This is a genomic window from Methanoculleus sp. UBA374, assembly GCA_002508705.1.
Taxonomy (GTDB): Archaea; Halobacteriota; Methanomicrobia; order Methanomicrobiales; family Methanoculleaceae; genus Methanoculleus; species Methanoculleus palmolei.
Genome location: DAYL01000024.1, coordinates 1 through 8,626 on the forward strand (window position 1 = coordinate 1; position 8,626 = coordinate 8,626).

General features: G+C 51.7%; 9 protein-coding genes. 5 read left to right on the top strand and 4 right to left on the bottom strand.

What is annotated here, in order from left to right; genetic code table 11:
* Positions 1–346: 346 nt before the first annotated feature.
* The gene (locus BRA42_RS07670; RefSeq protein WP_342685833.1) at positions 347–601 is read right to left on the bottom strand and encodes a hypothetical protein; all 255 of its coding nucleotides are present in this window, start codon (positions 599–601) and stop codon (positions 347–349) included.
* 13 nt (positions 602–614) lie between these two features.
* The gene (locus BRA42_RS07675; protein ID WP_342685832.1) at positions 615–782 is read right to left on the bottom strand and encodes a hypothetical protein; all 168 of its coding nucleotides are present in this window, start codon (positions 780–782) and stop codon (positions 615–617) included.
* Between the two features lie 199 nt (positions 783–981).
* Here BRA42_RS07675 and BRA42_RS07680 point away from each other — a divergent pair, with 199 nt between their 5' ends.
* Genes BRA42_RS07680 through BRA42_RS07690 form a run of 3 tightly spaced genes read left to right on the top strand, consistent with a single transcriptional unit; the run spans position 982 to position 3,522 of the window.
* A complete protein-coding gene (locus BRA42_RS07680) occupies positions 982–2,058 on the top strand; it encodes a DegT/DnrJ/EryC1/StrS family aminotransferase (RefSeq protein ID WP_342685831.1) in 1,077 nt (358 codons plus the stop codon).
* Positions 2,058–2,537, top strand: a complete 480-nt coding sequence (locus tag BRA42_RS07685; protein ID WP_342770709.1) for an acyltransferase — start codon at positions 2,058–2,060, stop codon at positions 2,535–2,537. The genes BRA42_RS07680 and BRA42_RS07685 overlap by 1 nt, the downstream gene beginning before the upstream one ends.
* Positions 2,538–2,559: 22 nt before the next feature.
* Positions 2,560–3,522 (top strand): Gfo/Idh/MocA family oxidoreductase, encoded by a 963-nt coding sequence (locus tag BRA42_RS07690; protein WP_342685829.1) that lies wholly within the window; start codon positions 2,560–2,562, stop codon positions 3,520–3,522.
* Between the two features lie 14 nt (positions 3,523–3,536).
* Here the strand turns inward: BRA42_RS07690 and wecB are convergent, their stop codons facing one another.
* Positions 3,537–4,625, bottom strand: coding sequence for a non-hydrolyzing UDP-N-acetylglucosamine 2-epimerase (gene wecB / locus BRA42_RS07695; protein ID WP_342685828.1), 1,089 nt, complete (start codon positions 4,623–4,625; stop codon positions 3,537–3,539).
* Positions 4,626–4,783: 158 nt separating this feature from the next.
* Here wecB and BRA42_RS07700 point away from each other — a divergent pair, with 158 nt between their 5' ends.
* Entirely contained in the window at positions 4,784–5,932 is a 1,149-nt protein-coding gene (locus BRA42_RS07700) for a glycosyltransferase family 4 protein (RefSeq protein ID WP_342770710.1), read from the top strand.
* A gap of 16 nt (positions 5,933–5,948) precedes the next feature.
* Positions 5,949–6,713, top strand: coding sequence for a glycosyltransferase family 2 protein (locus tag BRA42_RS07705; protein WP_342770714.1), 765 nt, complete (start codon positions 5,949–5,951; stop codon positions 6,711–6,713).
* A 37-nt stretch (positions 6,714–6,750) separates the two neighbouring features.
* Here the strand turns inward: BRA42_RS07705 and asnB are convergent, their stop codons facing one another.
* Positions 6,751–8,568: an asparagine synthase (glutamine-hydrolyzing) gene (gene asnB / locus BRA42_RS07710; protein ID WP_342770711.1), complete on the bottom strand. Its 1,818-nt coding sequence runs from the start codon at positions 8,566–8,568 to the stop codon at positions 6,751–6,753.
* Positions 8,569–8,626: the final 58 nt, after the last annotated feature.

Below are 8,626 nucleotides of genomic sequence, written 5' to 3' on the forward strand. Positions count from 1 at the left end.
GCACTCACGCGACAATGCCTGAACCGCAGAATCGGGGACCGCGAAACCCTTCGGGTCGAGACAAAACACTGGGAAACGGACAGGAATACCCGGCAAAAAGAGGTAGATTGGCAGTTTACGACGGCAGAGGCAAGGGTGAAACTCAAGAGACTATACCCGCAAATTAAGATGAAATAGTCCACTAGTCCAGTAGTTCGCCAATTTTAACACGCAAACATAGTGCAATACTGCGAAATCGACACAATATTTCGGTACAACTCACTCTTCGCGTGAGGTCATATCCCCGTCTTCACGGGCGGTTATTGTTGTTCCGTCTCACGCATTAGAATCTTCAACCTCTCCACACTTAGGGAATAGATCGAGTTTGAGTTTCGTGACAAGCTCCCATCTGCTTTAGCGCCTCGGTCATCCGTTTCTCCTCCTCGTAAACTACAGTATATATCTTTGAGAGTTTCAGGAGGAGTCCCTGTGGCGCGAGGTGTGCCGACAGCCCTGCCTGTTTGATCTGGTTGAGGATCCGGCAGTAGAGATGGAGACAGAGGAACCCGACAAAGACGTGACCGAAGACCGCCGCGGCGTTCTGGAGAGAGAGTTTGCCCACCTGGATCGATGGCTCACGGTTGATCGCCCCTCCCAGCCAAGTGGTAGCGTGTCTTCTGCTCTTCCATCGCCAGATCGGCATCCTTGTAGAGGTAGGACGTTAGACCGTCGACTTCGCGCTTTCCGGCATGAATGAGCCGTTTGTGGTAGATGAAGGTCTGTGAGATGGATCTACGCCGCATACTGCGGCTGTTGCGACGCTGGGGGAGGACGAACGGAGTCTCCGTCTCGGTCAGGATCGCCTCATTCTTCCCTGTTTTGTGGTTGAAACGCAGATCTGCTGTGAACAGGACATGGCATCACTGTGCGCATATAGGATGTTAATCGATAGAATACTACTCAATCGCAAGTTATAACCCCGGGTGGTGAGAAATGTTATTTATGGTTAAAATCCCACTGTCACGTCCAATAATTTCCGATGAAATGAAAAATGCTGCTGTTTTGGCCCTTGAAAATGAAAAACTGGTAATGGGTGAAAGTGTGTTCAAGTTTGAGGAGGAATTCGCCCGATATATCGGTACAAAATATGCAGTTTCTGTAAATTCTGGAACTTTTGCACTAACTTCATCGCTTATTGCGAGGGGTGTGAAAAAAAATGAGCCGATACTAACAACTCCTATGTCATTCATAGCAACTGCGAACTCTATTATTCAGGCTGGCGGTAGACCTGTTTTCTCAGATGTAGAGGGAAACACGGGTAACATCGATCCCACTTTATTTGGTCCTAAAATAAGGGACGTGAAGGGAATAGTGCCTGTCCATCTATATGGAAATCCATGTAACCTGGAGCAAATCTATCATCAACTAAAAGAAAACGATATTTTTGTCATTGAAGATGCTTGCCAAGCGCACGGTGCTGAATACGGCGGGAAAAAGGTGGGAAGTATAGGAGATGCTGGCTGTTTTTCATTTTACTCTATAAAAAATATGACCGTCGGTGGGGATGGGGGAATGGTCACAACAAATGATGAAGATCTTGCGGAGAAAGTTAGAATCTTGCGTGATTGTGGTAGAATTGATAAATATAAGCACTCTGTTGTTGGATATACTGCTCGATTAAATACCATAAATGCAGCGATAGGATTGATTCAATTGAGATATCTTGACGACTGGAATGAAAAAAGAAAGAATACTGTTTCACTCTATCGTTCCCTCATTCCAAAAGAGCATTTGTTGGATGAAAGTGTGGGTTCGGTGCATCACATCTTTGCAATAAAATTGAAAAATAGGGATAAAGTCAGTGAACATTTAAACAAGTGCGGTATTGAAACCGGTGTTCACTATCCTATTCCTATTCATCTTCAGCCTATCTATAGGGATTTATACGGTTACAAAGAGGGTGATTATCCCATTTCTGAAGCATTTAGCAAAGAAGTCTTATCTCTACCCCTATATCCTGGGATCCCAGACGACGATGTGGAGTACGTCTGTGAATGCATAGCGGAGATGATTGATTGATGCATGATGTCGAAAGTCGATATTCCATCATAAAGAATGTTACTTTTGGTGAGGGAACCACAATTAAGGATTTAGTTAACCTCTATGGGTGTGACATTGGTAATAACTGTAAAATTGATTCTTTTGTATATATTGAGGGCGATGTGAAAATTGGAGATAACTGTAAGATCAGGGCATTCACTTTCATCCCTAGTGGGGTGACCATAGAAAACAATGTCTTTATCGGCCCTGGCGTTGTTTTCACAAATGATAAATTTCCAAGGGCTACCAATGAAAGCGGTGAATTGAAACAAGAAGGAGATTGGAAGTTAGTACAGACAGTTGTGAAAAGTGGGGCATCTATTGGGGCGAACTCAACCATAATTGGGCCGGTAATTATAGGGCATGGTGCAATGATTGGAGCCGGATCAGTCGTTACTAAAGACGTAGATGACGGCCAAATCGTTGTGGGAGTTCCTGCAAAACCATACTATAAATAAATGTTTAACCATTATTATTTCGGTGTTTAATGTGGTTTCATCGAAAGTTGCAGTGATTGGAGGTGGCTACTGGGGCAGAAAACATGTTGAGGAGTATGTGGCACTTGGAAACGACGTATATGTGGCTGATCTGCTCGACAAAAATTTGGAATTTTGTTCCAAAAAATATGGTGTATCCACTACCAAAAATTATAGGGATTTGCTTACTGATGATGGCATTAAGGCAGTAAGTATTTGTACACCTAATGCCAGTCACTATCCTTTAGCAAAAGAGTTTTTGGAATCTCACAAAAACGTTCTAGTTGAAAAACCGTTGGCGATGACAATTGACGAAGGTCGTCAGTTGATCGATATTGCAAAGGATAACCATGTGGTTCTTTCTGTGGGCCATATTTTTAGATTCAACAATGCGATTGCGAAAATAAGAGATATGATCGAGCATTATGAATTTGGGGACATCCGAATAATGAAATTGAAGTGGACGAATATAGAACCACTGTTTGAAGATCGGGATGTAATTTTTGATTTAGCTCCTCATCCTTTTGATATCATACATTATATCTTCAGAAAGAATCCTGATGAAGTATCTTGTACTGGGAATGCATATAGAAGAAGTAAACTAAAAGGGGCTGAGGCAGTATTTATTAATTGTAATCTTGATGAGATGATTATCAACATTGAGTTGAGCTGGCTAACCCCTCCGAAAACTCGCTCTCTCGTTATTGTTGGCTCAAAGAGATCTGCTCTGGTAAACTGTACCTCGCAGACAATTGAAGTTGTAGAGAATAACAACAGTTCATATAATCTAGAGATTATCCCAAATAACACTCTTAGGGATGAATTACATTCCTTTTTAAATTGTGTCACGGCGAAATCTGAACAAAATATCTCAAACGGATATGTCGGGTTAGATATATTGAAAATGATTGAAGTATGCAACGATTCTTTAAAGGAAAAGAGGGTTCTAAGGTTAAATTGGGATTAAAGTGTACGCTATCCTCATTTCGAGGATTGCCCACACCCGTCGACGATCTCTACAATTTTTTCTCCTGTCGTCCCGTCACCGTAGGGGTTCTGCCAGACTCGCTCCCTCTCCATCATCGTCCGCACACCATCCACGATCGTTCCCGGGTCGGTTCCCACCAGAATGTTTGCTCCCGCAACTACCGTCTCCGGCCGCTCCGTGTTCTCCCGTAGCGTCACACAGGGCACGCGGAGGATGCACGCCTCCTCCTGCACCCCTCCCGAATCCGTCAGGATCAGCCTTGCATGCTTCTCCAACTGGAGGAAGGAGAGGTAATCCAGAGGCTCGATGCAACGGACAGATCCGGTCCGTAACCCGAACAGCTCCATCATCTTCCTTGTCCGGGGGTGAATGGGGTAGATCACGGGCATCGCGTACTCGGCCGCGACGCGCTCCAGGCCCTCAAGAATATCGCCTAGTTTCCTCGCGTCGTCGACGTTCTCCTGGCGATGGGCTGTTACCAGGAAGTAGCCGCCCGGTCGGACTCCGAGTTCGGCAAGGGGGTCCACCGCCTGTTCGGCGATCGCGAGGTTCTGGAAGACCGCGTCTACAACCGTGTTCCCGCAAACGAAGATCTTCTCTTCCGGCACCCCTTCGCGCCTCAGGTTCCGTTGCGACTCCGCGGTCGGCGCAAAAAGGTAGTCCGAAACATGATCCGTCAGGACCCGGTTGATCTCCTCGGGCATCCTCCGGTCGTTGCTCCGCAGGCCGGCCTCGACGTGCCCCACCGGAATATGGAGTTTTACTGCGGCAAGCGCTCCCGCGAGCACCGTGTTAGTATCCCCCTGCACAAGGACCGCACGCGGTTTTTCGTCGATCAGGACCCGTTCTATCTCTCTGAGCATCTTTCCTGTCTGTTCCCCCTGCAGGCCCGACCCCACGTTGAGGTTGTGCCGGGCATCCGGAAGATGCAGTTGCTCAAAGAAGATCCTGTCCATCGAGTAGGAGTAGTGCTGGCCGGTGTGGAGGATGAAGTAGCCGTCTCCCCTCCGTTCATACTCCCGAATGATCGGGGACATCTTGATGATCTCGGGCCGGGTCCCGAGGATTATTGCAACGCTCATGGCTCACCTGCATGACGGAGTGATAGGTCAATCATTGGTCCGGCGTCCTATATAGCACTGCTGCCACATCTCATTTTTGTCCAGGGGCTTGCTATCCCGCGGTCATCAAGATGGGAAAGCATAACATGCGCCTGACGTACATGTAGTTAGGGGATCGGATGGTGCTCAAGATCTGCATGCTTTCAGTGGATTTCCCCCCGAACGTCGGGGGTATCGCAGCACACGTCTACGAGCTTGCCAGAGCGCTCCGGAGCCTTGGAAACGACGTCACGATAGTTACATTCCGGGACACGTTATCCGCTCCGAGGGAAGAGACGATCGACGGTCTTCATCTCGTCAGGATCTACCTGCCCCGGAACACCGTGGCTCTATACCCACTCTTTGCCATCTTCGAATACTTCACCGTGAGACGTATTAAAAAAGTAAAAAAGATAGACCTTCTGCACTCCCACTACGTCTTCCCCGACGGATTCGTCTCGAGGTTGCAATCGGGGGTCCTCGGAGTTGCAACCGAGCATACTTCCGGGTTCCTGGACCGTCTTGATCAGGGGAAATTGCTGTGGCTGTACCGATGGGTCTACGCGCGCATGGATCGGATCATCACCCCGAGCGACGAACTTGCCGAAGCTGTCCGATCACTGGGAATCCCGGCGGATAAGATCACGTTTATCTCAAACGGGGTTGATACAGAGAAATTTTCACCGAATGTTCCGCCCAAAAACCTTCGGCAGCAGTACGCTCTCGCGCCGGAGACTAAGATCGTGCTCTGTCCCCGCCGTCTCGAACCGAAGAACGGCGTCAGATACCTGATCGAAGCGGTTCCGGCGATCCTTCAACAGTGTCCGGATACCAGATTCTTCGTTGTCGGAGGGTCGTACCCCGACCAGTTGACCCTGCTCCGGGAGAAAGTCCGCGAACTCAGGGTGCAGGATATGATTTATTTTATCGGATCGGTTCCTAATGCCGAGATGCCCTCCTGGTATACGGCGGCGGACGTCGTGGTTCTGCCTTCCCTCAAGGAGGCGACCAGCATTGCAGGACTCGAAGCAATGGCGTGCGGCAAGCCCCTGGTGGGGACAAATGTCGGGGGCATACCGTATCTCATCGACGACGGCGTGACCGGACTCCTCGTGGAGCCGAGAAATACCTCCGGGCTTGCCGACGCACTGGTGCGGGTTCTGACCGATGATGTCATTCAGAATAAAATGGGGAATTTGGCTCGTAAAAAAGCAGTAGGACAGTTTTCATGGCTTCAGATTGCCATGGCTGTGCAAAATCTCTATGGAAAGTCTTCTGGCAAAAAATGATATGATTGGTGATGGGATGGGAATCTCAGTCTGTTTGATTACGAAAAATGAGGAGTCTGATCTGGCCAGATCGTTAGAGATGATCTCCCCGTACTTTGATGAAATTGTCATCGTCGACGGGCAGAGTGAGGATAAGACCGTCGAAATCGCCGAAGCGTTTGGTGCTGTGGTCATCCAGAGGGAGTTTTCTGGAAGTTTTGCCATCGAACGAAATTATGGGATCGAGCGGGCGCAGAATGAATGGGTGTTCGTCCTCGCTCCTGATGAGATCCTGGAACCGAAGTTCTTACAGATGCTCCGGGCTCTGACGTCCTCAAAAGAGTATGATGCATATTCTTTTTTGCGGTATGACGTCCTCCCGGACGGCACGGTCCTCGAAACGCCGTCCGGGCACCCGGAGATCCATGTCAGGCTTGCAAAGAAGGACCGGTTACGGTATTACGGCGCGATACATGAGAAAGCGGTGGTCGACGGAAAGATCAAGTTCATCCCGGAGGTGATCTATCATCATCGCGGGTACTTCGAAGATTACCCGCAAGAGAAGAAGGAACGCTTCGACGCGATCGGGAGGGACGCATCGAGCGACCTTCAGGGCCTGAACATATCGTCGCGCGCACTTTTTGTAAGGAACGTGAAACTCGTCTTCCATTACTTCCGCAATATGCTCGTCGGGATGAAACTCTACCGGAGAGGTCCGTCCGGCATAATCCGGGCGATACGGTATACCTACAGTTTCGCAAGTTACGGATTGAAGCAGTACATCCGCCTGGGCCAGATCTGATCGCGCGCTGACCCTCTCTTCTTCGGGAGGGGTATGTTCACGCCGGATCGATAAACCGCCGCAGCCAGAGCTCGCAGCAGACCATCCGCCAGATCTCGGACGAGTAGGGCGCCTTCCCCTCAAGAAAGTCTCTGTAATTTTCTGCTACAGCATCGGCATCCCAGTAGGGACGGCTCCGGAACGTCTCCGACGACATGATCTCAAGGACCCGTCCGCTCATATCTCCCTGCATCCAGACCTCTTCCGGGGTGGCGAACCCTTTCTTGTCCATCCTGCACCGGATCGCCTCGGGTATAAGCCCCCCGGTCGCCTTCCTGAGGATGAACTTTGTCACACCGCCCCTGATCTTCTGGTCGGCGGGCAATGAAGCCAGGAACTCCACGACCCGGTAATCCAGGTACGGCACCCGTGCTTCGATGGAGAAGGCCATACTTGTCCGGTCTTCCCAGTGGAGCAGGTAGGGCAGGTTCGCCCGCATCAGGTCGGTTTCCAGGGCTTCGTTCAGGGTGCCGCGGTAGCGGGGAAAACCGGGGCCTTCCGACCGGATCAGGCCCCGGCGCTCCTTCCTCGCGAAGAATTGCCCTACCGCGTACGAGAGGAAATCGCCGTGGTGCCGGAGCGTTCCGAGGGTCTCGCGCGCGGCCTGAAGAATCTGGAACTCCCGGATCAGCCCCCTGATATGGCAGTACTGATAGGCGATGTAGCCTGCAAGGAGTTCGTCCGCTCCCTGCCCGTCCAGCACCACCTTCACCTCCTCCCGGGCAAGCCGCATGACGCAGTACTGGGAGTATAACGTCAGGGCGGCAAACGGTTCGTCGTTGATGTAGAGCAGGTGCTCGAGATCGGCCCAGATGGAGCCGGTGTCCGGGTAGACCCGATGCGACCTGACACCAGAACCCTTCACGGCGATATCGATATAGGCGCTCTCATCGAACCGCTCATCCTGGAAGCAGGCTGAGAACGTATCCTGATGCGGGGGTTCGACCCCGGGAGTCCCACGGCGGAGCGCGCGGTCGATGAGCGCCACCAGGGTGGAAGAATCCAGGCCGCCGGAGAGGCATGTTCCGACCGGTACGTCGCTCCGGAGGTGGAGGTCCACCGCATCTTCAAGGAGCTCCCGGAACGCGGTGGCAAGGCGTCCGTCAGAACCGGGTTCCGAATTCAGTGCGGGATTGAACGAAACCTCCCAGAAGGCTGCGCGCTCTGCAATCCCATCCTCGCCGACGATCATGTAGTGCGCCGGAAGCAGCTGGCGCACGCCCTCAAACATCGTCCGGTCGGTGTGATCCGCGAGGCCCCATGCGAGGAATGCAGAGACCATCTCCTCGTCGGGGCGCCTGCCGACATCGGGGTGCGCACGGAGCGCCTTGATCTCGGAGGCAAAGAGGAACGAATCGCGTGTTTCAGCGTAATAGAACGGTTTTATCCCCAGGCGGTCCCGGGCGCAGAAGAGTTCGCGTCGCCGCCCGTCCCAGAGGGCGAACGCCCACATTCCGTTGAACCTGGATAAACACCCTGTTCCCCACTCCTCGTATGCGTGGAGGATCACCTCGCTGTCGGTCCTGGACTGGAACCGGTGCCCGTACGAGATCAACTCCCCCATGAGCTCCCTGTAGTTGTAGATCTCCCCATTGAAGACCAGCCAGAGCGTCCCGTCCTCGTTCTGCATCGGCTGACGCCCCTCCCCGGAGAGGTCGATGATCGCCAGGCGGCGGTGAGCGAGCCCCACCATCCCGTCGACGTAGATCCCGTCCCCGTCGGGCCCGCGGTGCTGAAGAAGGTCGGACATTCGCCGGATCAGATCTCGATCCGCCGTCCCTCCCGAAAGTTGCAGTTGCCCGGCGATGCCGCACATGGGTAGAAGAGTCTATTCTACAGGAAGATATAGTTCTCTTGCAGGGCCCGGTTCGTCG